Origin of the sequence: Klebsiella sp. PL-2018, assembly GCF_019048985.1 — a bacterium.
GTDB classification, from domain to species: domain Bacteria; phylum Pseudomonadota; class Gammaproteobacteria; order Enterobacterales; family Enterobacteriaceae; genus Klebsiella; species Klebsiella michiganensis.
The window spans coordinates 2,506,653-2,530,405 of record NZ_CP077673.1; the positions used below are offsets into that span (position 1 = coordinate 2,506,653).

General features: G+C 54.7%; 22 protein-coding genes. 6 read left to right on the forward strand and 16 right to left on the reverse strand.

Annotated features, from left to right (window positions below):
* Positions 1-10: 10 nt before the first annotated feature.
* Complete coding sequence (gene budA / locus MKleb_RS11560; protein ID WP_004851637.1) at positions 11-790, reverse strand: acetolactate decarboxylase; 780 nt, start codon at positions 788-790, stop codon at positions 11-13.
* A 106-nt stretch (positions 791-896) separates the two neighbouring features.
* Between budA and MKleb_RS11565 the strand changes: the two genes are divergently transcribed.
* A complete protein-coding gene (locus MKleb_RS11565; protein ID WP_025105879.1) occupies positions 897-1,769 on the forward strand; it encodes a LysR family transcriptional regulator in 873 nt (290 codons plus the stop codon).
* Positions 1,770-1,797: 28 nt separating this feature from the next.
* Here the strand turns inward: MKleb_RS11565 and cspF are convergent, their stop codons facing one another.
* On the reverse strand, positions 1,798-2,010 hold the full coding sequence (gene cspF / locus MKleb_RS11570) for a cold shock-like protein CspF (RefSeq protein WP_004136705.1): 213 nt from the start codon (positions 2,008-2,010) through the stop codon (positions 1,798-1,800).
* 170 nt (positions 2,011-2,180) lie between these two features.
* Entirely contained in the window at positions 2,181-2,351 is a 171-nt protein-coding gene (locus MKleb_RS11575; protein ID WP_213220741.1) for a YnfU family zinc-binding protein, read from the reverse strand.
* Positions 2,352-2,815: 464 nt separating this feature from the next.
* Between MKleb_RS11575 and MKleb_RS11580 the strand changes: the two genes are divergently transcribed.
* Together MKleb_RS11580 and MKleb_RS11585 are read left to right on the forward strand one after the other, a co-directional pair.
* On the forward strand, positions 2,816-4,003 hold the full coding sequence (locus MKleb_RS11580; protein WP_025105878.1) for a trans-sulfuration enzyme family protein: 1,188 nt from the start codon (positions 2,816-2,818) through the stop codon (positions 4,001-4,003).
* On the forward strand, positions 3,996-5,414 hold the full coding sequence (locus MKleb_RS11585) for a Na+/H+ antiporter NhaC family protein (protein ID WP_217076678.1): 1,419 nt from the start codon (positions 3,996-3,998) through the stop codon (positions 5,412-5,414). The genes MKleb_RS11580 and MKleb_RS11585 overlap by 8 nt, the downstream gene beginning before the upstream one ends.
* Before the next feature lie 121 nt (positions 5,415-5,535).
* Here MKleb_RS11585 and MKleb_RS11590 read toward each other — a convergent pair whose 3' ends face one another.
* Positions 5,536-5,676 carry a hypothetical protein gene (locus MKleb_RS11590; RefSeq protein ID WP_004851627.1) on the reverse strand — a complete coding sequence of 47 codons (141 nt, stop codon included), beginning with the start codon at positions 5,674-5,676 and terminating at the stop codon, positions 5,536-5,538.
* 315 nt (positions 5,677-5,991) lie between these two features.
* Between MKleb_RS11590 and MKleb_RS11595 the strand changes: the two genes are divergently transcribed.
* Positions 5,992-6,900, forward strand: a complete 909-nt coding sequence (locus MKleb_RS11595; protein ID WP_025105876.1) for a DUF535 family protein — start codon at positions 5,992-5,994, stop codon at positions 6,898-6,900.
* A 115-nt stretch (positions 6,901-7,015) separates the two neighbouring features.
* Here the strand turns inward: MKleb_RS11595 and MKleb_RS11600 are convergent, their stop codons facing one another.
* Complete coding sequence (locus MKleb_RS11600; RefSeq protein ID WP_025105875.1) at positions 7,016-7,687, reverse strand: helix-turn-helix domain-containing protein; 672 nt, start codon at positions 7,685-7,687, stop codon at positions 7,016-7,018.
* A 404-nt stretch (positions 7,688-8,091) separates the two neighbouring features.
* Here MKleb_RS11600 and MKleb_RS11605 point away from each other — a divergent pair, with 404 nt between their 5' ends.
* Entirely contained in the window at positions 8,092-8,643 is a 552-nt protein-coding gene (locus tag MKleb_RS11605) for a tyrosine-type DNA invertase (RefSeq protein ID WP_014838689.1), read from the forward strand.
* Positions 8,644-8,680: 37 nt separating this feature from the next.
* On the opposite strand, the gene MKleb_RS11610 is transcribed toward MKleb_RS11605, so the two are convergent.
* From MKleb_RS11610 to MKleb_RS11635, 6 genes are all read right to left on the reverse strand, one after another.
* Complete coding sequence (locus tag MKleb_RS11610; protein ID WP_025105874.1) at positions 8,681-9,208, reverse strand: fimbrial protein; 528 nt, start codon at positions 9,206-9,208, stop codon at positions 8,681-8,683.
* Between the two features lie 45 nt (positions 9,209-9,253).
* On the reverse strand, positions 9,254-10,255 hold the full coding sequence (locus MKleb_RS11615) for a fimbrial protein (protein ID WP_025105873.1): 1,002 nt from the start codon (positions 10,253-10,255) through the stop codon (positions 9,254-9,256).
* Positions 10,256-10,270: 15 nt separating this feature from the next.
* On the reverse strand, positions 10,271-12,841 hold the full coding sequence (locus MKleb_RS11620) for a fimbria/pilus outer membrane usher protein (protein ID WP_025105872.1): 2,571 nt from the start codon (positions 12,839-12,841) through the stop codon (positions 10,271-10,273).
* Between the two features lie 60 nt (positions 12,842-12,901).
* Complete coding sequence (locus MKleb_RS11625; RefSeq protein WP_025105871.1) at positions 12,902-13,591, reverse strand: fimbrial biogenesis chaperone; 690 nt, start codon at positions 13,589-13,591, stop codon at positions 12,902-12,904.
* 100 nt (positions 13,592-13,691) lie between these two features.
* Positions 13,692-14,210, reverse strand: coding sequence for a fimbrial protein (locus MKleb_RS11630; protein WP_025105870.1), 519 nt, complete (start codon positions 14,208-14,210; stop codon positions 13,692-13,694).
* A 456-nt stretch (positions 14,211-14,666) separates the two neighbouring features.
* Positions 14,667-15,215 carry a tyrosine-type DNA invertase gene (locus MKleb_RS11635; RefSeq protein ID WP_025105869.1) on the reverse strand — a complete coding sequence of 183 codons (549 nt, stop codon included), beginning with the start codon at positions 15,213-15,215 and terminating at the stop codon, positions 14,667-14,669.
* A 424-nt stretch (positions 15,216-15,639) separates the two neighbouring features.
* Here MKleb_RS11635 and MKleb_RS11640 point away from each other — a divergent pair, with 424 nt between their 5' ends.
* Positions 15,640-18,045, forward strand: a complete 2,406-nt coding sequence (locus MKleb_RS11640; protein WP_025105868.1) for a membrane-bound PQQ-dependent dehydrogenase, glucose/quinate/shikimate family — start codon at positions 15,640-15,642, stop codon at positions 18,043-18,045.
* Between the two features lie 75 nt (positions 18,046-18,120).
* Here the strand turns inward: MKleb_RS11640 and MKleb_RS11645 are convergent, their stop codons facing one another.
* Genes MKleb_RS11645 through MKleb_RS11665 form a run of 5 tightly spaced genes read right to left on the reverse strand, consistent with a single transcriptional unit; the run spans position 18,121 to position 23,713 of the window.
* Positions 18,121-19,086 (reverse strand): ABC transporter ATP-binding protein, encoded by a 966-nt coding sequence (locus tag MKleb_RS11645; protein WP_217076680.1) that lies wholly within the window; start codon positions 19,084-19,086, stop codon positions 18,121-18,123.
* Positions 19,083-20,063 carry an ABC transporter ATP-binding protein gene (locus MKleb_RS11650; RefSeq protein WP_049083735.1) on the reverse strand — a complete coding sequence of 327 codons (981 nt, stop codon included), beginning with the start codon at positions 20,061-20,063 and terminating at the stop codon, positions 19,083-19,085. Before MKleb_RS11650 ends, MKleb_RS11645 begins: the two co-directional genes overlap by 4 nt.
* Entirely contained in the window at positions 20,060-21,007 is a 948-nt protein-coding gene (opp4C, locus tag MKleb_RS11655) for an oligopeptide ABC transporter permease (RefSeq protein WP_004851599.1), read from the reverse strand. The genes MKleb_RS11650 and opp4C overlap by 4 nt, the downstream gene beginning before the upstream one ends.
* Positions 21,007-21,966, reverse strand: a complete 960-nt coding sequence (locus MKleb_RS11660; protein WP_025105864.1) for an ABC transporter permease — start codon at positions 21,964-21,966, stop codon at positions 21,007-21,009. Before MKleb_RS11660 ends, opp4C begins: the two co-directional genes overlap by 1 nt.
* Before the next feature lie 43 nt (positions 21,967-22,009).
* Complete coding sequence (locus tag MKleb_RS11665; protein WP_025105863.1) at positions 22,010-23,713, reverse strand: ABC transporter substrate-binding protein; 1,704 nt, start codon at positions 23,711-23,713, stop codon at positions 22,010-22,012.
* Positions 23,714-23,753: the final 40 nt, after the last annotated feature.

Genomic DNA, 23,753 nt, shown 5'->3' on the forward strand with positions numbered 1-23,753 from the left:
GAGAATCTCCTTAGTTTTCGACTGAGCGAATGGCGGCATCAAGATTGTCAGGATGCAGATCCGCCTGCAGGAAGGCGCTATCGGCAGGAAGGTCAATCATCAATTTGTGGATCTCACCAAAGGTCAGCACGCCGTGGTCGAGCTGATAATCGAGCAGATGGCCGCCGCCCTGGCGGTCATCGGTGATGAAGTGTTCGTGGTAGCCGGCAACGTTAATGCCCTGCATATGCTGCGGCGTGCGAAACCCCACCAGTACCCCTTCGCGCTGGTTGAAGCGGAAAACGGGCTGGTCGTCGAGCACGTCGGTCATCGCCCGGTAGGGCGGCGTCTGGCGCGGTACGGTGCGGGTATGGGCGTGGCGAAAATGGCCGTTGATACGCAGGGCGCAGAACAGATTATCGGAGGGGATTTGCCGGTCGATAATGTCGTGCAGCTGTTCGCGGCTGACCGGTTTATCAAACGTTTTGCGGTACTGCGGCTGAAACCAGGTCATCACCGCGAAGGGCGTACGCTGCTCCATGCGGGCTTTGCGGGCGCTGCCGTCGGCGCGCAGCTGGTAAACCTCGCTGCTAAACGCGATCAGCTCGCCGTCCAGTTCATTAAAGGTGCCCAGGCCGAAATCGCCGTGGGTGAGCAAATCGGCGATGGTGGTATTGCCCTCATAAACGCCGCTCAACAGCGCGCTCATCAGAGAAGTCTGGTAGATGACGCTATCGGGATGTTGCGCGGAAAATCCTCGTAGAGTTTCACACAGGCTCTCTTCGCAAGAGCATTCAGCAGAATGGTTCATTACCCGCTTCCTCGTTCAACGAATATCAGAAAGGTTAAATAAATGTTGACCCGATTCAGCTCACAGTTCCAATATAGAATCTATGATTGTTTGAGACGTTTTCGATATGGAACTTCGTTATCTGCGCTACTTCGTCGCCGTCGCCGAGGCGCGACACTTCACTAAAGCGGCAAAAGAACTTGGCATCTCCCAGCCGCCATTAAGCCAGCAAATACAGCGACTTGAACGGGAAGTTGGCACGCCGCTTTTCCGCCGTTTAACCCGCGGCGTCGAACTGACGGAAGCGGGAGAGTCGTTCTATGAGGATGCCTGCCAGATCCTGGCATTAAGCGACGCGGCGCTGGAAAAGACCAAGGGGATCGCCCGCGGCTTGAACGGCCGACTCTCGCTGGGCATTACCAGTTCTGATGCCTTTCATCCGCAGATCTTTAGCCTGCTCCAGCAGTTTCAGCACAGTCACCCGGGAGTCACGTTGCATCAGGTCGAGGGCAATATGGCGACGCTGATGGGGGCGCTTGGCGAAGCGGAGCTGGATATCGCTTTTGTGCGCCTGCCCTGTGAAAGCAGTAAAGCGTTCAACCTGCGAATTATCGACCAGGAGCCGATGGTGATTGCGCTGGCGCGTTCGCATCCGCTGTCGTCCCATAGCGAGCTGACGCTGGAGCAGTTAACGGACGTGGCGCCGATTCTTTTCCCGCGGGAAGTGGCTCCGGGGCTGTATGAGCTGGTGTATAACAGCTATCTGCGCGCCGGTATTGATATGCAACGAACGTATCAGTCATCGCAAATATCGTCGTCGTTAAGCATGGTGGAGGCCGGATTCGGCTTTGCGCTGGTGCCGCAGTCCATGACCTGCATCACGCTACCTAACGTCAGCTATCACCCTTTGTCGGGCACGCCGCTAAAAACCGATATTGCTATCGCCTGGCGACGCTACGAGCGCTCGCGCACGGTGAAGCGTTTTCTGGCCATGTTTTAATCCGCTCGGTAGCGCCTGGAGCCGGTGTTTATGAAAGATAGACATTGGCGGCGGTTGGCCCTCGCAGTCCGTTAACGCGACGAAATTCAACGCGGATTCCTGGGCTGATTGTGGTGGGTTCGCCGGGCGATAATGCGGAAATATGAACCTGAACGTCTTTACGACCATCGGAGGGGATTATCAGGCCTTTGCCTGTTTTATTATCAAATGCTTTGACAATACCTGTCATTTTTTGGAACAACGAAATACCTTTTAAATATGAAAACCGGCACGACTATACAGTAAGCGCGCGGGAAGTCTATTCAAATCAAAATAAAACCCGCGCTGGCGGGCTTTTTTTCGCCAAAAGAGATCGGCGCTGGCTGATTATTGCTCAACCATGCGCGGCAATCGGCATCTGGCAAGAGAAAATTATGCAGCGGGTCGTGATGAGGACTGAAAGAGTTTATGGCAGTAGGGACAAATGAGTTGCGCACCTTTTTGGACTCGGCTGAAGCTGTGTTCTGAATCCTGGGAGCAGTTAGGGCAGGAGCATTTAACGAGATAATTACGGCGAGTTTTAGCGTCTTTGCGTTCTGACATATGATATTTCCTGATTTAAGAGCGTATGACCATACAGCATTCTACAGAAAATAGCTCTAACTCATTCTTCGCAGCGGTGGTTCAGGCTGTGAGCGGCAGGACGAAAAAAAAGATCCAGCGGAAGCGTGCAGGAGAGGATTTTTCCCCTATTTTTTGTGATTAACATCACTCTTTAAAATAAAATCAATTTATATCAATTAATTAGCGATCATCGATTTTGGCGTGTAGAGAACATTTTTCTCCATTTTTCCCGGAATAGAGTGAAAATAGGCAAAATTTTCTTCCTCGTCTGATATACATTTTAATAGTGATTGAAGGACGCAAATCACGCTGTTAATGATGAAATAGCTATTCCTTTTTGGCTATTAAACGGAGTTTTGGCTGTTGTTTTATTCGCCAGCTCCGCCGAAGGCGTCAATAAAAAATCACGACCTTTATGTCTAATAATAATTTGAGTGTACTCTATGAAAACCAAAACTAAAGATATTGCAACCCTGGCGGTACACGCTGGAAATCAATCCGATCCGGTAACTAACGCTATATTTACGCCGATCGTCACGGCCAGCTCATTTATTCAACCTAACCTTTATGAAGGCGGCGATTTTTGTTATTCCCGGGTCTCTAATCCAACGCGTCAGGCTTATGAATCGGCGCTTGCCGAGCTGGAAGGCGGCATTTACGCCACCGCCACCGCATCGGGAATGGCGGCCACCAATATCGTGATGGAACTCTTGCCCAAAGATGCCCATATTATCGCCATGAAAGGCGTCTATGGCGGAACCTGGCGGCTGTTCGAAAAATTAAAAACGCGTACCACCGGCGCCACGATTTCCTATATCGATTTGAATGATGAGCAAAGCCTGATGGCCGCTATTCAGGAAAATACCGCTTTAATCTGGATTGAAACGCCGACCAATCCCTTACTGGAACTGGTCGATATCGCGAAAGTGTGCCGTATTGCTAAAGCACGCGCCATTACTACCTGCGTCGATAATACCTTTGCCAGCGCCTGGAATCATAAGCCGCTTGAAATGGGCGCGGATATGGTCATGCTCTCTACCAGTAAATATGTCGGCGGACATTCAGATTTAATTGGCGGCGCGGTAATCACCAATAATGAAACGCTGGCGTCGAAGCTCGACTTTATTAAAACCACCATCGGTTCCATTGCCTCGCCATTCGATGCCTATCTTGCCCTGCGCGGTATGAAAACGCTGGATCTACGCATGGCGCGTCAGTGCGGCAATGCGCTGCGGGTGGCTGAATATCTGGAAAACCATCCGGCGATTGCCAGCGTCTATTATCCCGGCCTGCCGTCGCACCCGCAGCATGCGCTGTGCAGAAAGCAAATGCGTTCAGGCGGCGCGGTGGTAACCGCAACGCTGAAGGGGGATATCCAGAGTCTGAAACGCTTCATCGGCGGTCTGCACTATTTTGTGCTGGCGGAATCGCTTGGCGGGGTGGAGAGCATGATCAACCATTCGGCTTCTATGTCCCACGGGTCGATGTCAAAAGAAGAGCGGGAGGCTATTGGGATTTACGACACGACGCTACGTTTCTCCGTCGGTATTGAACATATCGATGATTTGCTGCAAGACCTTGACAGCGCCTTCGCCGCGATGGGCATCGCACAGGATAATCATCATGCATGACTATGGCATCTGGACGATTATTACCCCGCTGGTCACCATTATTCTGGCTATCCTGACTCGCCAGGTGATCCTTTCCCTGCTCACCGGCATTTTCGTTGGCTACGCGGTGATTTACCACAGTATTATCCAGGGCGTTGGCGCTACCCTGAACGGGATTATCGAAACCTTCGCTTCCGCCGGTAATGCGCGAACGATTGTTTTTATGGTGATGATCGGCGGTATTATGCGGCTGATTGTGGTGACCGGCGGCGTGCGGAAACTGGTGCAGTTTCTGTCGGAAAAAAACGATTTCGTCACCAATAAAAAATCGGTCCAGCTGCTGGCGATGCTGGTGACATCGTTGATTTTTATCGAGAGCTCGATAAACCAGCTGATCGCCGGGGCATCGACGAAAAACCTTGCCCGACGCTATAAAGTCTCACCGGAAAAGATGTCCTATATTATCCAGACATCCTGCGTCTCCGTCTGCTCATCGGTGATGATCAACGGCTGGGGGGCGGCGATGATGGGCGTTATCGGCGTACAGATTGCGCAGGGGTACCTGACCGGCGGGCCATTTGAAGTCCTGGCAAGCTCAATGATCTGGAACACGATGGCCTGGTTTTCATTAGCCTCGGTGCTGTTTTATATTCTCTCCGGCTGCAGCTGGGGGCCGATGAAAAAGGCGGAGGTGAAGTTTGAAACGATCCAGACCGAAATAGAACAAGAGCATGGCGAAGAGGAGGCGGACTCGGTAATTGACCATCCGGCCTGCAATTCATTGCTGAACTTCTTTATTCCCATTCTTTCCACTGTGTTAATGGTTCCGGTTGTTCTGTATATTACCGGCGACGGACAATTCTCAAAAGGCAGCGGCTCGATGTCGGTCTACTCCGGCGTTATGTTTGGTACCGTCGTCTCTTTTATCTGGTTCCGCGCGTGCGGTATTCTGAACGTTGAGAACTTTTTCAAAGAGCTGTATATCGGCTACGCCAGCATGGTTAAAATTAGCTCAATCATGATCCTGGCTTTCCTGATGGGGCATATTTCAGCGGAACTGAATACCGGGCAGTATATCGCCTCCATTACCTCCGGCGTTATTCCATCCGGTTTCGCGATCGGCTTTATCTTTCTGATTGCCGCGGTGATGTCGCTGGCCACGGGCACCTCATGGGGGACCTTCGCCATTATGATTCCGATTGGCGTTCAGCTGGGCGTCTCAATAGGTATCGACCCGCACTTTATGATCGGCGCGGCGATTTCCGGCTCAATTTTTGGCGACATGACTTCCCCTATCTCCAGCGATGCCATCGTGGCCTCGATGGCGACCAGCTGCGACCATATTGAGCATATTCGTACCCAAATGCCTTATGCGCTGGTGACGGGTAGCCTGGCGCTCGTTGTTTATTTAATTGTCGGTTTTACGCTTTAACCTACAGATTTAAGGACGCAGGGCGGCGCCCGACCGGTAAAATGGGCGCGTTGAAGGCGTTTTTATATCCGTCCCTGGAGAGAGGCAGGTAAAAAAACCGGCAGAGCTGCCGGTTTCGTCGTTAGATCTTACAGGCGTCGCCGCAGTCATCGTCGGCAACAACGGCCTGCGCTTTTTTATCGGCCTCTTCAAGGCGCTCAGCGTTGCGCTCTTGCGCTTCTTCCAGCCCGCTAAAGACGAGGTTATCGAGATCAATTTCCATGCGTTACCCACTTAAGTTCTGTTTTGACCGTGAGCAAGTATAGGCAAAACGCCGGGGGGATGCACCCGGTGTGAACCCGTGTAGCACATAGCGATAAGTGCGGGTGTGTTATTGCGTGCTGTCGGGAGCGAGCGCGGGTCGGGATCCTACTAATAATAATAGTTGAAAGCATGTTTTATAACCTGCCGGTGATTATTATAGTCGCGATCAAATTATTTATTAAACGAATCGACAACGAGCGCTGGGTTAGACATTGACTTGTATAAAATATGCTAATATTGACCGGCTTATGGATGTATCTATGGATTATGGTCAATGGTCTCGACAACAGCAGTAGCCGCTATCAAAGAATGGCGGAAAACTAATAAATTTATTTGTCACGTTAAACTCAACTATAAAAAGGTATTGCGGAAATGCAGAGAGATATCTTTAATTGGAGGGAAATATAAGGAATATCAGACGTTATGTGAAAATTACGCTTGCGCAAAACTAACAGGAGCAACCGAGGGGCTGGTTAACTTTGAAGATAAACCCTTTAAGGCCTATTTAAATAAAAAGATGTCAAAAAGAGCGAAGCTCAATATTGCTCATGGCGCTTTGAATTTTATAGAGAAAACCTTTCTTCCCGAGGCGTTGCCGCAGCTGTACGATATGAAAGCATTTGGTCGTTCGCTAATCACTATTCCGCTGAAAAACGGTACCTGCATTGATGTGAAGCTGCTGGCATCGCCTTTTCAGGAGGAGGGGGAGCTGATGCTATTAATGTTCCTGGGTGATAAACGCGTCTACAGTATCTGTTTTTCCTGTACCGAAGATGGCCGGGCCTGGATTGGCGGCATCCAGGGTGGGAAAGACATTGATAATGAAGAAGTGAAAGCGCTGACCAAGGAGCTTTACGGCATCCGACCTAAGAACTTAATTATCACGCTGCTGTACGGTTTTTTGTCGCATTTCAATATCAAGGAGATCTATGCGATCGACAGCCATTACCATGTTAAAAGCGACAGAGTAAAAACCAGCTATTCTGAGCTTTGGCTGGAAATTGGCGGTGAGAAGCATCGTCGCGGCTGGTATAAATTACCGGCGAACGAGATAAAGAAAAGCCTGGAAGAGGTTAAAAGCAAGCACCGGAGCCAGTTTATCAAGCGAGAAGGCTTGAAAGAGCTGGCCCAGCTGGATATGGCCGCCGCGCTACGCGACATTAGCGTGGATCGTCACTGCTGATTATCCTCGTTTCGCATTTGCCGGTGGGCAGGGGGCTGCCCACCGGCAATGGCGGAGTCAACGCAAGCTGAATGCGGCCGGCGCCTTCATCGCGGTGGCCGCTCGGCGAAAGACGTTATTCACTAAGCTTTAGGCTGGGAGGCAGTTGATTCATCGTCACCAGAATCCCTCGATGGAGCTGAATAGCGCCCAGCTGTTTTAATTTGGCCAGGGTTCTCATGACCCCACTGCGCGACAAAAAGGTTCGCGACAGAATATAATTGGCGGCGGTGATTTTATTTTTGATCGCTTCCGGTTCATTGTTTAATTCTATAAGCTGATGAACGATAATTTCATAACAGGAAAGTTTAGAAACCTTAAAGCAGTGGGCGTAGACTTTTGCCGACGAATATTCCAGAAGTCGTGAGACATTTTCCCATAATTGCTGTTCGGCGATGATCTTATGCGCCTCGTTAATTGATATCAGACCAATAGAAGATGTTTCCTGGGTGCGCAGGTAAATATGCCGAGAATAACGTAGCTGACTATTCATGCCAAAGATGAATGGACTCGTTTCGGAGTTGATGATGAGTCCATCGTTGTTGCGATATAAAGACATCGTGCCACGGAACAAAACCAAGCATTGATGCTGGTTTTCTTTTACTATGCCGATGTTTCGTCTTCCATCCATTAACATTTGGTTACATTTGGGTGCCAGGCAGCGAATGAGTTTATCAATGTCGTCTATGGGTTTGGTGATGGTCCGGAGCAGATCTGTGTCATGTTGCACACGAGGGATTGTTTCCATGCTTATGATTTCCTTATAAAAAAGAGAACTCCCAAAAAACAGCAAACTGTAGCCAAAACATTATCGATGACGCTGAGGGGGCGAATAAACCCCCAATGAGTCTACACATAGACTTAAAAAAACTTGCCGCCTCATCAGACTTAAGATAAATATTAATAGCATAAGCTTATAAATCTCCTTATTTACATAATAGCTAAATCTATTTGGTTTTAATTTTATCGATGTGGCATTTGGGCTATTCCTGATATTTGATATTATTGGGCGGTAGCGTTTATGACTATTAACAGTGTTCAGGACTTGCAGTTATCAAGGATTGCTCGACAGTGGATTGCCAGTAGCCATGAGCAGAGTCAATAAAGGAGCCAAATCTCAGGGGCTCCATTGAAGAAACCGTCAGGTTGGCTATGAAAAAACGAAAATATTTAAGTAAAAAAGAGGTGCAGGCATTAATTGATGCTTCGCAGCAGCAGGATGGCTCGCTGCGTGATTATTGCATGCTCCTCATGTGTTTTATTCACGGACTGCGCGTAAGTGAATTACGTTTTTTAAAAGTGAGCGATATTGATTTATCCAGCCAGCGGATCGCCATTCGGCGTTTAAAAAATGGCTTTTCAACTATTCATCCTCTTCAGCCCCGTGAACAGCTGGCGTTAAGCCAGTGGCTGGTTAAGCGCACGAGCTGTTTAAACGCCGATCTTCCCTGGCTGTTCCTGTCGCGAAAAGGCACTCCGCTTTCCCGACAGCACATTCACGTTATGATGCGAAATTATGGCGTGCAGGCCGGCATTGCCGTTCCGGTACACCCGCATATGCTGCGCCACGCCTGCGGTTATGCGCTTGCGGAAGAGGGCGTTGATACACGCCTGATTCAGGATTATCTCGGCCATCGCAATATCCAGCATACCGTCTTGTATACGGCGAGCAATCCGGCGCGCTTTAGCTCGATTACCCTCTGAAGCCGGAGTATCTGGCTCGATAAGAGCCAGATACCCTTTAGTTATAGGTAAAGTTCATAACGACCATCGCGCTGATATGACCCGCGGTGGCGTCCCCTGCGACGCTAAATATGCGCGCGCGCATATCGAATATGGCCTGACGGTTATTATCGACGTCGACGGCAATAGATTTTCCGCTGCCTGCATTAATTGAACCGGTTATACGCTGAAGTTCTATCGCGACATTGCGTGAACTGTCCGGGCTGCTCACGTTGGCATATAAATCAGGGTCAGCTCCGTCGACAGGGCCTGTAAAGTGAGCGGTAACGCTTGATGTTCCTACAGGGCAGTGGCTCAGCGTGACGTAAAATTCTTTCCACTCGGAGTAAGAGTTGGCCGCGCTAAGCCGGCGGCTGGGAATATTTTGTCCGAGATCGATATTATAAATACCGTTGTTTTCGACGGTGCAGGAAGACGCAACAATATCGCCGTTGATATAAAGAGTGACATCCGCGGCATAAGCGGGTAATGACGACGAAATCGCCGTAAATAACGTTATGACGGCCGGGCTGGCGATAATTCTCATTATCGACTCCTTAAGTAAGCAGTGAGAAACGAGAGCGGGATAAACTCAGTTGTACATCATCGTTAAGGTGGCCACCGCGTTGGCGTGGCCGGGATGGATCTCCGGCGTGTTCTGGTAATAGCGAAAGGTGAGCGGCAGGGTTATCGATGCGCCAGCCTCAGGGATGGTGCCGACCGGGAAAAAACGATCGAACTGGACGGGCGAGCCGTTATAAAGCACCTGAACGCCGACCCCCTGGGCTACGCCGGTTTCATTGCTTAAGGCCACTACGCCGAGCGTCGGGGAGAGATAACCTTGACTGCTTATTGACGTATTCACGGCGACCTTATCGTCGCACCGCACCGGAATTGACAAACTCTGCTCGCCGCTGGTGCTGCCCGGACCAGAGAATTGGCCCACCGGAACAGCACCCATGTTGACAGTTAACGTCGAGGGGACGGTGCAGCTTACCGCTTTATAAACAATATCTCCGGCATAGCCGATATAGTTTTGCTGCCCCTGGCTGCCGATGCCCAGACCGGTATCATAGACCCCCATACCAAATTTGGTTTGCGCGACATCGAGAGTGCCGCTCGTTGCCGTATCCCCCGTTTTTACCAGCGTTAGTGTGACCGTATATCCAAAGGTCATGCTGGCGTCGCGGGAGATATACCCCAGCGCCTGCGCGCGCGTATCGCAATCGCTGCCGATACCACTCACCCTTTGGCCGGCGCTATTTTGCAGCGCAATACCGATGCCTTCGACGCCGGTTTCATAGACCCCCGGAAAACCCGCGACTTCTTCGCCGCTGCCGTAATAGCAGGCGATAATGGGGTGCCCCGGGGTGACATCCGCCCAACCGCTGCGGCCTTTGCAGTTTCCGTTAAAGGTGAAGACCCGCTGCGTGCCGGGAATATCGCTGCCTACCGGCAGCGCCCGCGATACCGCGATCTGCGCGAGCTGCTGGGTAAACGGCGTGGGCGGAGAACTGGGACAATAGTTGTTCTCCGCGTGGGCAGCGCTGGCGATCAGAGTAACCAGCATAAGGGGGACGTTGACTCGTTTCATATCGTCATGCTCCTGCTATAAACACTGTGCATTAAGGTTGATGATCCCGCTGGCGCTTTGCGTCAGGCTGTAATTCACTCTGCACCGGCCATCAGGGTCGTGACTCCAGCTAACCTCCAGCTGACCCGCGTCTTTTAGCCCCGTCAGATAAACCTGTCCTCCATCGCCTACGATGAAGCTTTTTGGCGTCGGGGAGGCGGGATCGATAACCGTTGCGCCGAACGGTACCGACGCGCCGTTGCGTTTTCTCAGGGTCATCAGGACCCGTTTACCGAGGCTGGTTTCATAGCTGGCCTTCACCAGCGCGCCGCGCGTGGGGATGACCGTCTGCGTTGCCAGCGCCAGTTCGGCATCATCGGCCAGGGTTTCGGTATTCAGCGTGAGATCGTTTTTGCGATAGGGGCTGAGGTAGGGGACGACGGTGTAGCCGAAGCGATCGGTTTTGACGCCTGACTGCCCAAGCACCGCTACGTTTTGTGCGCCGGGCGCGGCGATCAGCGCCATCGTTTCGCCGAGGGGCTGGCTAAAGGTGAGGCCGTTGCGATGCGCCACGATCCCGCCCTGCAAACCATAGTTAAAGCGTTCGCTGTAGCGATCGCGGGCGTAGCCGACGAGGGTCTCGGCGTAAGAGGCGCGCCAGTCGGCATTAATCCCGCTATTGCTTCCCTGGCCCTGAGAACCATAGCCCTGCATGACGCTCCAGCTCAGATTGTTATCGGCCAATAAGGTACCGCCCAGGCTCAGATTATTGGTGGTATTCCCCTGCTTACTGGTATTCATCATGTAGCTGACGTAGGTGGGATGGCCGCCGAATAATTTCTCCAGAGGAATGCTCATGGTGAGCGCAAACAGCCCATCGCGGTCGTAGATGCGCCCGGAGCGCTGGCCGTAGCGTTCCGCAGAGTGAATGTTATAGCTGTAGCTCAGACCGAAACTGATGCCTTTATACGAACCGTTGTAGCTCGCGCTATATGACTCCATGCGCTTGTTTGTATCCCAATAGTCTTCCACGATGGCGCTAAGCGCGAGGTTGCCTGGTATCTGAAACAGGTTCTGGCTGACGGTTAACTCGGCGCGGTTGCGCCTGCGTTCCGGCATCACGTAGCGCCGCCCATCGCGCCAGGTATTAAGAACGTCCTGCATATCCCAGTAGCCGCTGGTGGCATAGCGATAGCCCGCGAAGGTGAAGTTAGTCCCGGTCTGCACCAGGTTTTTGCTGTAGCGAATACGCCAGGATTGGCCTTCTTCTCGCGGTCGATTTTTTTGCTGCGACCAGGCCTGGGTGATATCGGTGGACAGGGCGCCAATGGAGCCCAGGTTTTTACCTATGCCCAACGCTAACGCCTGGTATCTGTTACTGAACTGGCCGCCGCCGTATACGGTGTAGCCGGCGGGAAGGCCATAAATCGCCGTGCCGGCGGCCAGCGGGGCTTTATCGATGCCGTTGTCATAGGCGCGGTATACGCCGGTGGTCATGGCGTATTTTAACCGGCCTTCGCGCTGCAGCACCGGGACCGAGGCGTAGGGCACCACGAGGAATTGTTCGCTGCCGTCAGACTCTTTGATGGTGACGTACAGATCCCCGGAACCGCCGGTGGGGTACATATCGGTGATTTCGAAGCTGCCGGGCGAAACGTAGGTCTGATAAATGATGTATCCGTTTTGTCGGATCGTGACCTGGGCATGGGTACGGGCGATCCCCCGCACTACGGGGGCATAGCCGCGCAGGCTCTCCGGCAGCATATCGTCGTCAGACGCCAGCTGGCCGCCGCGAAACGGAATACTGTCGAAAATATCGGAAGGCGTGGTGCTATCGCCCAGCGTCAGTCGGCTCTTCAGCGAGCGTATATCGCGCTGGGCGTAGGTATAAACGGTATCCCATTTTGTTGAGGTGCCGCTTTCACCGTTCTGGCTGTTGCGGTTCCAGGTGGTGTAATTACGCAATCGCCAGGGACCGATATTAAGACCGGGGCGTAAATTAATGTACTGCGCGTTTCCGCCGCCGCCGCCGCCTTTTTTGTCCCGGTTGTTGGCGCCGCTGACGCTGTAATTGACCAGCGCCGCCGGAATGCCGTCATCCCACCGCGCCGGATCGACCCAGCCGCGCGCGGCGTTGGTAAGGGAAGATTGGGGAAAACTTAACAGCAGCTGCTGGTGCGAGAAACGAAAGTCGGCGCTGGCCTGAGGAATCGCCGACAGCCTTGCGCAGCTGGCATCGGGCTGGCCTAACGTCGGATAACGCTGGATCATGACGCCCCATGAGGCCAAATCGTTCAGGGACAGGCAGGGCTGTAATGTGTTCTGTCCCTGCGCGTTTTGCTGTATGCGGAACTCAACGTCCCGGGTATCCACCTTGCTGTCATTGACATAAATATCCACCCTGTAGCGTCCGGGCTGCTGCCCGCCATGCTCCTCGAAGGCGGAGAGATCGGTGGTGGCCAGCCCGCCTGCGCCGGTTTCCAGATGGGCGGGGTTGAACCGTTCCCGGGCGTTAGCTGAGGGGCTTATCCCCACAATCAGGGCAATCTGGGTGGCGATAAGGTAAGCTAAATTCAAGGGCGAGTCGCTTGAGGTTCTTTTGTTCATCCTGAAATGCTCCTTAGCTGACGGCAAATCGCCGCAGCGCAAACCGTCGGCAGCGGCGGGTTAGCGAACCTGCGTGTGGCTTTTTCCCACGCCGCCAAAGTCGCTAATGATTTTCCATGACACCAGGCCGGTCACCTTGCCAGGGGTAGCAAACGTGGCTGAGCTCATTGGTGCGACAAAGGTGGCTTCGGTAATGGGATGATTGCCCACCGTGACCTCGTTGAAATTCATGTAAAACGGCGTCGGATTCGATACCGTTAGCCTGCTGCCCGTCAGGCTCCATTTCAGCTTATGGGTCACCTCTTCCGGGATACCCTTCAGCGTTTTGGGACGATAAATAAGCTTGAGGCGCGTTCTTACGGCGATTTGCAACGTGTTCGCGTCTTCCGGGGCGGTATTTGTCGGAATAGCTTTGACGTTTAGCCAATAAAGCGACTCGCGATCGGTAGGGAGCTGGCCGCCGGTATTGACGATCCGCAGCAGGTTTTGCTGATTGCCGTCGAGGCGGAACAGCGGCGGGGTAATAATAAACGGCGGCCTGGCCGGATCGTTATTGCGCGGCTCCACCCACGACTGGATCAGATATGGGCCGGTATCCGAATTGCTGACGCTTAAAGAGGCCTCTTTTTTGCCGCCGTCAAAAATCAGTCGCGTGCCGCCAATTGTGACGCCGCCGCTTTCTGTCGCCGCCGCTAATTCGCTCGCCAGCACCAGGAGGAGAAGGGGAAATATTCTATATCCTTTATGCATGATAGCTATTGACTCCACAAATACGAAAAGGGACGGACCGGCCGCTGCCGGTCCGCGGAAATAACGCCAGCGCAACAGAAATACGCCGACGAAATATCCGTTAGTTGTAATTGAGGGTAAATGTGCTGGTAGAGTTAGCGAACCCTGCGTTTACGGTGCTTGATGTCGCATAATAGCGGGCGACGAAAGCGAGACTATTTTCGCCCGGCTGCAGCGGGTAAGCGGACGAGGCGGTATATAATGGGACGACGACGTTTTTATTGTCCATTAACTGGATCCCGACGCCCTGTGCCACGCCAGGCTCTTGGGTGAGCGCCAGAATAGTGCCGACGCTGCTGTCCGCCGTGCCGTCGAATTTTACCGTGGCCGACTTAGCGGATTTCGGGCAATCTTTCAGCTCAATAATAAATTTGGTCGCCGAGGCCGTGGAGCCCGCGCCGTTGAAGGCTTTGCTGGAGACATTCCCCATCATAACCGACAGCGGGTTGGTCATATTATTGATCACGGTACAGGCGCTATCGGTGATGGAGCCGTAAAAATTAATACGGCCATCATCCGCGAATACGGAGGCGGACATGACACCGGCTAACAGACCAACAGCAATAAGACTCTTGTTCATAAGGTAGTCCTTATATGCAATATAGAAAGGTAATAGCCTCACAGAAATAAATTTCTCATGAGCCTTTATTAATCTGATAGCCAGATGTCGTGCTGAAATAGATTCAGTGACGCTGAGGTTTATTTCTGCAGAAGACATTTTGTATCAAAGTGTCATGTTTAGTTTTATCTATTTTGTTTGTTGATTTTTTAGATGTAGATGCCAGGGATGGCGTTTTTTGCAATATTAAAAACCATAAATTCAGGATTGGATGGTAAATAATCTGGTGTTTCGGAGGGTGACGTCTGAGGTCAGGGTTTGCTGGAAAATGCGCGTCAGTTTCTAATCTATTGATAATTAATGTTTTTAATTTTTCGAGATGCGAAAAACCTTACTGGTTGACAGGTTATTGGCGATTTATTATGTTAGTGACAATCTGATACATTATGTCAAGTAAGAAATATATTGGTTATTGCGTCACCATATATTTTTAAATCTTGCAGCATTGCTCGCAGTATAAAGCACCGTATGCTGAATATTTCTGTGACCGAGATAATCCTGAATTAGCCGGGTATCCATGCCCTTATCGGCCAGCGAAAAACCGCAGGCGTGGCGCAGCATATGCGGATGGGCCGCAATCCTTAAACCCGCACTTTGGCTATAGTGGCTAATCAATACGTGGATCCGCTGACGCGATAGCGGCGTTCCTTTTTGCGAAAGAAATAGCCAGTCGCTGTCGCTGTTGCGATAGTTTTTACGCGCCGACAGCCATTCACGGATAAACGTCATCTCGCTGGAAAAGAGAGGATGCGTGGTGGAAAACCCATTTTTAAGCCGTTTGACGTAAATTGAGTGGTTATGCAAGTCAAGGTCAGATAGCCGCCAGTGGCGAATTTCGCTGACGCGGCAGCCGTGAATGAAGCACATCCAGATTAAACAACGATCCCTCTCCGGGTTCGCTCCCTTATACGCCTCGTTGATGATTTTTTTTATCTCAGTTTCGGTGAGATATTTTCGTTTATTCATGTTTACTCTCCTGAACAGCCATGAAATTTTTCCCCTTCAGGTGTCAAGGCGAATGGCTTCGCCCGATGTAAGCGGTCAAATGAACGCGCCGGGTATGATTAAACAGCGGGGGGAGGATAGCAAGACGATCGGACTGATTCGCCTGGATCGAAACGGGCTTAACAGCGGATGCAACGCGGGCTTTGCGGCTTTCGTTATAACCCATCATTCGTTCAACTTACTTTTATAAATTAAAAAATTTTAAACATTTAATGCCTGATAGTTTTACATTATTTTTACAAATACATATAATTCCTTACGTTCTTCGCTCTGTCCGAGAGCGTCCAACCAACATGATATGCGGTATGCGCTTTTCTTGGTCTGATAACGCGCTGTTTATATGAGATGTTTTGGTTTTTTCGACTGACGTCGTATGGGATGAAATATGGACGAACAACAAGGTAGCGGTAGGGGCCTGTTCTTTACCGTTTACCGGGTACTTTTTGCATTACTGAGCTTTGGCACTGGACTCTTTTTCACTATCTGGGGGGGCAAACTCTTCTCTCTCGGCGGCAGCGCCTGGTATCTGTTAGCCGGTCTCGCTTATCTGCTTATCGCCGTCGGCTATCTTGTCCGCAGCCGCTATGTCCTGCCTTTTGCCATTCTGACTTTCCTGTTGACCCTTTGCTGGGCGCTGTATGAAGTGCAGCTCAGCTATTGGGGCCTGATCCCCCGGCTGGTCGTTCCCGCGCTGATGCTGATGCTGGCGCTGTGGCTGGCGGCGACGCTGCCGATCCCGCCTGCGCGCAGACGCTACGCCAACTGGAGCGCCTCGGCGATTTTCCTCCTGCTGCTGGCGACGCTGGTTTCCACCTTCTACCCGCACGGCGGTATTCATCACGGCGTGGTGAAAGCGAGCGACGACAGCACGCCGACCCTGGCTGCCAAAAGCGATAACTGGGCGTTCTTCGGCCGCGATGCCTCCGGCACCCGTTTTGCGCCGTACGATGAGATCACGCCGCAAAACGTCAAAAACCTGAAAGTCGCCTGGACGTATCACACCGGCCGCCGGCTAACCGGCGCCGGGATTGGCGTCGATGAAAATACCCCGCTGCAAATTGGCGACACGCTGTACTCCTGTACGCCGCTGAACGTGGTTACGGCGCTGGATGCGGATACCGGGAAAGCGCGCTGGCGTTTTGACCCGCACGCAAGTACCGCCGAACACGTCACCTGTCGCGGGGTCGGCTATTACGATGTACAAAGCGATGATTCGCTGAGCGCAGAAGAGAAGGCCAGCCCGGCGCTGCAGCAGTGCCCGCAGCGTATCCTGGTGTCTACCGTCGACGCCCGTTTGATCGCCCTGAACGCCAAAACCGGCGAACTGTGCGATGACTTCGGCGATCACGGTAGCGTCGATCTGAAACAGGGTATGGACAATACCGAAAACAGCAAACGCTACCACCCGACCTCAACGCCGGTGATTATGGGGCATATTGCGGTGCTCGGCGGCTGGGTGCGCGATATCGTGCACGGTGAACCGTCCGGGGTGGTACGCGCGTTTGACGTACGTAACGGAAACGTGGTGTGGGCGTGGGACGTCGGCCAGCCGGAAAACGTTACCGACCCGGTAAAAGGTCGCGTCTATACCCTCGAAACGCCGAACGTCTGGACGGTGCCGGGCTTTGACAAAGAGCTGAACCTGATTTATCTGCCGACCGGTAACGGTCCGCCGGACTACTGGGGCGGCGATCGCAACGCGGCCAAAGAGAAATACGGATCTTCCGTGGTGGCGGTGGACGCCAGCAGCGGCGAGACGAAGTGGGTCTTCCAGACCGTGCATCATGATATCTGGGACTATGACCTGCCGTCGCAGCCGGTACTGTTCCATATGAAAAACGAGCGGGGCGAAGAGGTTCCGGTTCTGATCCAGACCACCAAAACCGGGCAGATTTACGTACTCGACCGGCGTACCGGTAAGCCGGTGACCCGCGTGGAAGAGCAGCCTGTCGCCCATGACGGCGCGGAAGGCGAGCATCTCTCCGCCACCCAGCCTTTCTCCACCGGCATGCCGCAGCTGGGCGTCGAGCCGCTCACCGAGAAATCGATGTGGGGCGTGACGCCGTTCGATCAGCTGATGTGCCGTATCGACTTCAAAGCGTCGACTTATCTGGGCATGTACACGCCGCCGTCAGAGAAGCCGTACATCGAGTGGCCAAGCCTGCTGGGCGGCATGAACTGGGGCGGTATCACTATCGATGAGCGCACAGGAACGCTGTTCGTCAACGATATGCGGATGCCGTTGAGAATGTCGCTGGTGCGCAAAGAGGATATGGCGAAATATAACGTCTCCACCGACGAGGTGCCCGGCTTTATGGGAACCGTGCGGCCGCAAATTGCCGGGCCATACGGCGGCGTGCGGATCGATATTTTGCAGTCGGCGCTGGGCGTTCCCTGTAATACCCCGCCGTTTGGCACCATGAGCGCCATTGACCTCAACACTCGCCAGCTGTTGTGGCAGGTGCCGATGGGGTCGGTGGAGGATACCGGTCCGCTGGGGCTGAAAACGCACATGCATATCCCGCTGGGTATGCCGACGCTGGGCGGCCCGACGTCAACCGCTTCCGGACTGGTGTTCTTCGCGGGAACTCAGGATAACTACCTGCGCGCGCTGGATTCCGCCACCGGTAAAGAGCTGTGGCGCGCTCGTCTGCCGGTTGGGGCAGTGGCGGCGCCGCTGATCTATAAATCACCGAAAAGCGGTAAAGAGTACGTGGTGATCTCCGCCGGGGGCGCCAGCCACTCGCCGGACGTGGGCGATGATATTATTGCCTTCGCGCTGGAAGAGTAGCCGCAGCCGTTTCGCTCTTGCGCAAGTAACCGCCCCCTGTGGGCGGTTTTTTTATGGTCCGAAGCCTGGCCGGCGCTAAACCGCGTGACAGGCGACGTGGTGGCCGTCGGCGACCTCCCTTAATAGTGGAATATCGCGACGGCAGCGGTCGCTGGCCTGCGGGCAGCGGGAGGAAAAGTGACAGCCGGAAGGCGGCCGGGACGGGTCGGGAATTTCACCTTGTACCACCGCGACCGGCTCGCTGTCCGGATCGAGGGTCGGTACCGCCGCCAGCAGCGCCCGGGTGTAGGGATGCAAAGGCCGGCTGAATAGCGCATCGCGGCTGGCAGTCTCCACCAGTTGCCCGAGATACATCACCGCCACGTCATCGCAGAGATGTTCTACCACCCCGAGATCGTGGGAGATAAACAAAAACGTCACCCCATGATCGTCGCGCAGATCGGAAAACAGATTAATAATCTGCGCCTGAATCGACACATCGAGGGCCGAAATCGGCTCATCGGCAATAATAAAATCCGGGTTTAAGATCAGCGCCCGGGCAATGCCGATGCGCTGACGCTGGCCGCCGGAAAATTCGTGCGGGAAGCGGTTGTAATGCTGCGGGGCCAGCCCGCAGATGCGCATCACCTCAAGGGTTTTGTCATACAGCTCCGCCCGGCGACAGAGCTTGTGCTCCAGCATCGCCTCGCCAATGGCGTCGCCGATGCGAATGCGCGGGTTTAACGAACTGTAGGGGTCCTGAAACACCAGCTGGATTTTGGGCCGCAGCGCGCGCATTGCCCGCGGCGGCAGTTCGGCAAGTTCCTGACCGCGAAACTTGACGCTGCCGGCGGTCTTCTCATACAGCCCCAGTAGCGTACGGCCAACGGTGGTTTTCCCGCTGCCGGATTCGCCCACCAGGCCAAAAATCGTTCCCCGGCGAATCTTAAAGCTCACGCCATCCACCGCCCGCAGTACGCCGGTCTGCTGACCGAACAGCCCATCGCGCAGCGGGAAGTGTTTTTTCAGCCCATCCACTTCAATCACGTATTCATGACTCATGTCACGGACTCCGAAAGTTCACTGTAAAAGCAGGCGGCCTGCCGGTCTTGCCCTGACAGCGGCGGAATGCTCTGTCGGCAGCGCGCGGTGGCTTTTGCGCAGCGCTCGGCGAAGGCACATCCGGCGGGAAGGGCGGCGAGGTCCGGCACCTGGCCGGGGATTGAATAGAGGCGTCGGCGCCGGGCCCCCGGCACCGGCCGCGAGGCAATCAGCCCCTGGGTATAGGGATGCTGCGGGTGACGCAGAATCGCGGCGGTCGCGCCCTGCTCGACGATACGCCCGGCGTACATCACCACAACGTGCTCGGCCATCTGCGCGATAACCCCGAGATCGTGGGTAATCAGCATCATCGCCATCCGGTTGGCCCGCGCCTGGTCGCGCAGCAGGCGCAGGATCTGCGCCTGCACGGTGACGTCCAGGGCGGTTGTCGGCTCATCGGCAATCAGCAGCTTCGGCTGGCAGCTCAGCGCCATGGCAATCATCACCCGCTGCAGCATGCCGCCGGAAAGCTGATGCGGATAGCTGGCCATCAGGCTCTCCGCGCGCGCCAGCCCGACATCCGTCAGGCGCTGGGTAGCGTGCCGCCATGCGGCCTTCGGCGGCTCGCCGCGGTGGCGAATCAGCGGTTCGCAGAGCTGCTCGCCGACGGTGAGTACCGGATTCAGGGCGGTCATCGGCTCCTGAAAAATCATCGCCAGCTGATTGCCGCGCAGGTCGGCCATACGGGCGTTTTTCAGCCGCAGCAGGTCCTGGCCCTCAAAAAGAATTTCCCCGCCGTCAATGCGCGCCGCCTGCGGTGGCAGCAGACCCATTAACGACATGGCGGTGACGCTTTTGCCGCAGCCGGATTCGCCGACGACGCCAACGGTCTGCCCGGCGCGAATAGTGAACGACACATCCTGTACCGCGCGTACCCGGTTTTTGTCGGCGGCAAAAGAGACCGAAAGCTGATTAAAGGTGATTAATGCGCGACTCATTTCAGCCTCTGTTTCATTTTAGGGTCCATGGCGTCGCGCAGGCCGTCGCCCAGCACGTTAATGGCGATGACGGTGATAAAAATGGCGATCCCCGGCGGCATCCACAGCCAGGGCCGGCGCTGAAAGTCGATCAGGCTGTTGGCGGCGTCCATCATATTGCCCCACGACGGCGTCGGCGGTACCACACCAAGCCCGAGGTAGCTGAGCGCCGACTCGCTGAGGATGGCGTTCGCCACCGCCATGGTCGCCATGACCACCAGAATCGGTACCGTATTCGGCAGCAGATGACCAAACAGACGGCGTCGCGCCGACAGTCCCAGCACCTGGGTCGCCAGCATAAAGTCGCGCTCGCGCAGGGAGAGGCACTGCCCGCGTACCAGCCGCGCCAGCTTCGGCCACTCCAGCAGGCTCAGCATAATCACCACCATATAGATGCGTGAGTCCGGCGAGAAATCGAGCTCCGAGAGCATCGCGCCCGCGACAATCAGCAGCGGCAGGCCGGGGATAGTCATCACCAGATCGGCAAAACGCATAATAAGTTTATCGGTCAGGCCGCCGGCGTAGCCCGACAGCGCGCCGAGCAGATAGCCAAGGGTGACCGACAGCAGCATGGTCAGCAGGCCGATAATCAGCGAAATGCGCCCGGCCAGCAGCAGGCGGGTGTAAATATCGCGACCGAGAAAGTCGGTACCCAGCCAGTGTTCCGCGCCGGGCGGCCTGTTAATCATCAGCGCGTCGGTGGCATCGTCTTTCCACGGCGACCACAGCGGCCCCAGTATGCACCAGAGGGCCATTACGACCAGCAGCAGCAGGCACAGCATCGCCAGGCGATTGCGGCGCAGCGCCTGCCAGGCCTGACGCCAGGGGGATGGGGTCACCTGCGCCAGCGCCGGGATTTCCGCCTTGCGCAGGCGTCGGTTAGCAGAAAACAGAGAGCTGAGCATCAGGACCTCACGCGAATGCGCGGGTCGACCCACGCGTAAAGCACATCGGCAATCAGGTTGCCAAGAATGGTCAGCACCGCCAGAAACAGGGTGAAACCCATTAACACCGGGTAGTCGCGGGCGGCCAGCGAATCGATATGAATATGCCCGGCCCCCGGCCAGTTAAACACTTTTTCGGTGATGATCGCCCCGGAGAACAGCCCCGGCAGCTCGAAGCCGAGCAGGGTGATGATCGGCAGCAGGGCGTTACGCAGGGCGTGCTTGAGGATAACCGTGCGTTCGCGCAGCCCTTTCGCGCGGGCGGTGCGGATAAAATCCATTTTCACCACGTCGAGCATGCTGGCGCGAAAATAGCGGGTCAGGCTGCCCGCCTGGAGCATCACCAGCGCCAGTACCGGCAGCACCAGATGGGCGGCGACCTGCAGCACATACCCCCAGCCGCTGTCGTCGCTGCCGGTATTGGTCATGCCGCCCACCGGCAGCCAGTGCAGGTCGACGGCGAACCACTTGATGAGCAGCAGACAGAGAAAAAAGGTCGGGAACGACATGGCGGCGAACACCGCGACGCTCACCAGATGATCGAACGCAGAATTGGGCTTCAGCGCTGAGACCACGCCCACCGTCAGGCCAATTCCCCAGTAAAATACCAGCGCCACGCTGGCCAGCAGGAAAGAGTTCCAGATGTACTGGTTGAGCAGCTGGCTGACCGGGATCTGGTACTGCAGCGAAAACCCGAGATCGCCGCGCAGCAGCTGGCCGAGCCAGTGGATATAGCGGGTGAGCAGCGGCTGATCCAGGCCGTAAATGGCTTTCAGTTCGGCGGCGCGGGCGGCGGTGAGGGTGATATTGCCGTCGATAAAATCGCCCGGCGTTTTGGCAAACAGCATAAAGATAATAAAGGAGGCCAGCAGCAGCATCGGCAGCGTTTGCAGCAGCCGTCTCAGGATGAAATTTCTCATGACATTCTCACGTCAGCCGCCGGTCATCCCGGCGGCCGGGGATTTACTTAACGATTTTGACATCCGGCAGGCTGCCGGTCAGGCCGTTGTAGATATCCGGTTTGAAGCCGGTGACCCGGGCGCTGCTCGCCGAGAGAATTTCACGGTAGCTGAGAAGGATCACCGGCGGGTCCTGCGCCAGTACCTGATACAGCTGGTGGTAGATAGGCTTACGCTTCTCGACGTCGAGCACCGAGTTACCTTCGGTAATCAGCTTATCGACCTGCGGGTTGTTATAGCCGGACTCTTTCGCTTCCGCGCTGTAAAAATCCCACACGCCATCATGCGGGTCGTTAAGGGTGCTGGTGCTGAACGACGCCAGATCGTAATTACCCGACTTACGCTGCGCCATCAGGGCGTTGAAATCGACGACCTGCGGTTTTAACAGGACGCCAATCTGCTGCCAGTTCTCTTTGGCGATGGGGATCAGCGCATCGTTGAGCACTTTCTTGCTCACCAGCAGCGTTAACTCCAGGCGTTTGCCCTCTTTAACGCGGATACCGTCCGGCCCCGGTTTCCAGCCGGCTTCGTCAAGCAGCTTTTTCGCCTGCGCCGGGTCGTAGTGATACGGGTTTACCCCGTCGGCGTTCCAGGCCCAGGAGATCGGCGCGATAGGCTCAATCGCCACCTTGCCGTAGCCCTGGTAGACCACATCAATCAGCTTCTGGCGGTCGAGGCCGTAAATCAGCGCCTGGCGTACCTTCACGTCCTTCAGCGCCGGGCGGCGGACGTTAAATTCCACCTGGCTGTAGTCGCTGGAGCCGTAAAGGTTGATGTTGGCAAAGCCGAGCATTTTCAGCTGTTCGATATCGTCAGGACGCGAGGTAAAGGCGTCGTAGTCGGTTTCACCCGTCTGGAAGAGCTGGAAGTTGGTTGACGGGTTGGTCACGCGATAGATAAAGCGCGGGGTGGGCGGCGTACCGCGATAAAAATGGCTGTTGGCGTGGAAACGAATCTCCTGGCCGGGGATGTATTTGTCGTAAACGTAGGGACCGTTGCCCAGCGGTTTGCCGTGCAGGGTGCGCAGATAGTCGAGGTTGCCGCGCTGGTAGCCTTTGCCGTAATAGGCTTTGGAGAGTACCGGACCGCCAATTTTTGCCAGCGTCGTCGCGCCCGGCTGGGTGGTGGTCACCTGCAGCGTTAAGGGGTCAAGCACTTTCAGACCGCTGACGCTATCGGCTTTCCCCGCTTTGTACTCCGCGCCGCCGGCAATATTGGCGAGCGTGATATCGGTATCGCCGTCGTATTTCGGATCCAGCAGCACGGTAAGGGTAAAGGCGACATCGTCGGCGGTCAGCGGCGAACCGTCGCTAAAGGTCAGGTTGGGGCGCAGCTTGATGGTGTAGACCTTGTTATCCGGACTCACCGTCCAGCTTTCGGCGAGGCCCGGCACCAGATTGCCGTGGCTGTCCCAGTCGATCAGGCGAGAGAAAATCACGTTGGTGACGTTCTCATCCCAGCCGTTGACGAAAAAGTAGGGGTTAAAAATGCCCTGCGGCTCGGAGATGCCGGCCACGACGGTATCTTTGCGCAGCTTCGCGGCGGCGGGGATCTGGCTGGCATCGCTGGCCGGGGTGATCCCTTCTTTTAAAATGTCGTCGGCGATGGCGACCGAAGAAAATGCCACCGCGCCGCCGAGCAACGCGATTTTCAGAGCAAGCGCGAACCGCGTCTGTTTGGTTTTTAACCCGTGCAGTAGTCTGGACAAAAGTGCTCCCTCATCAAAGAATTGCGTAAAATATTTACAA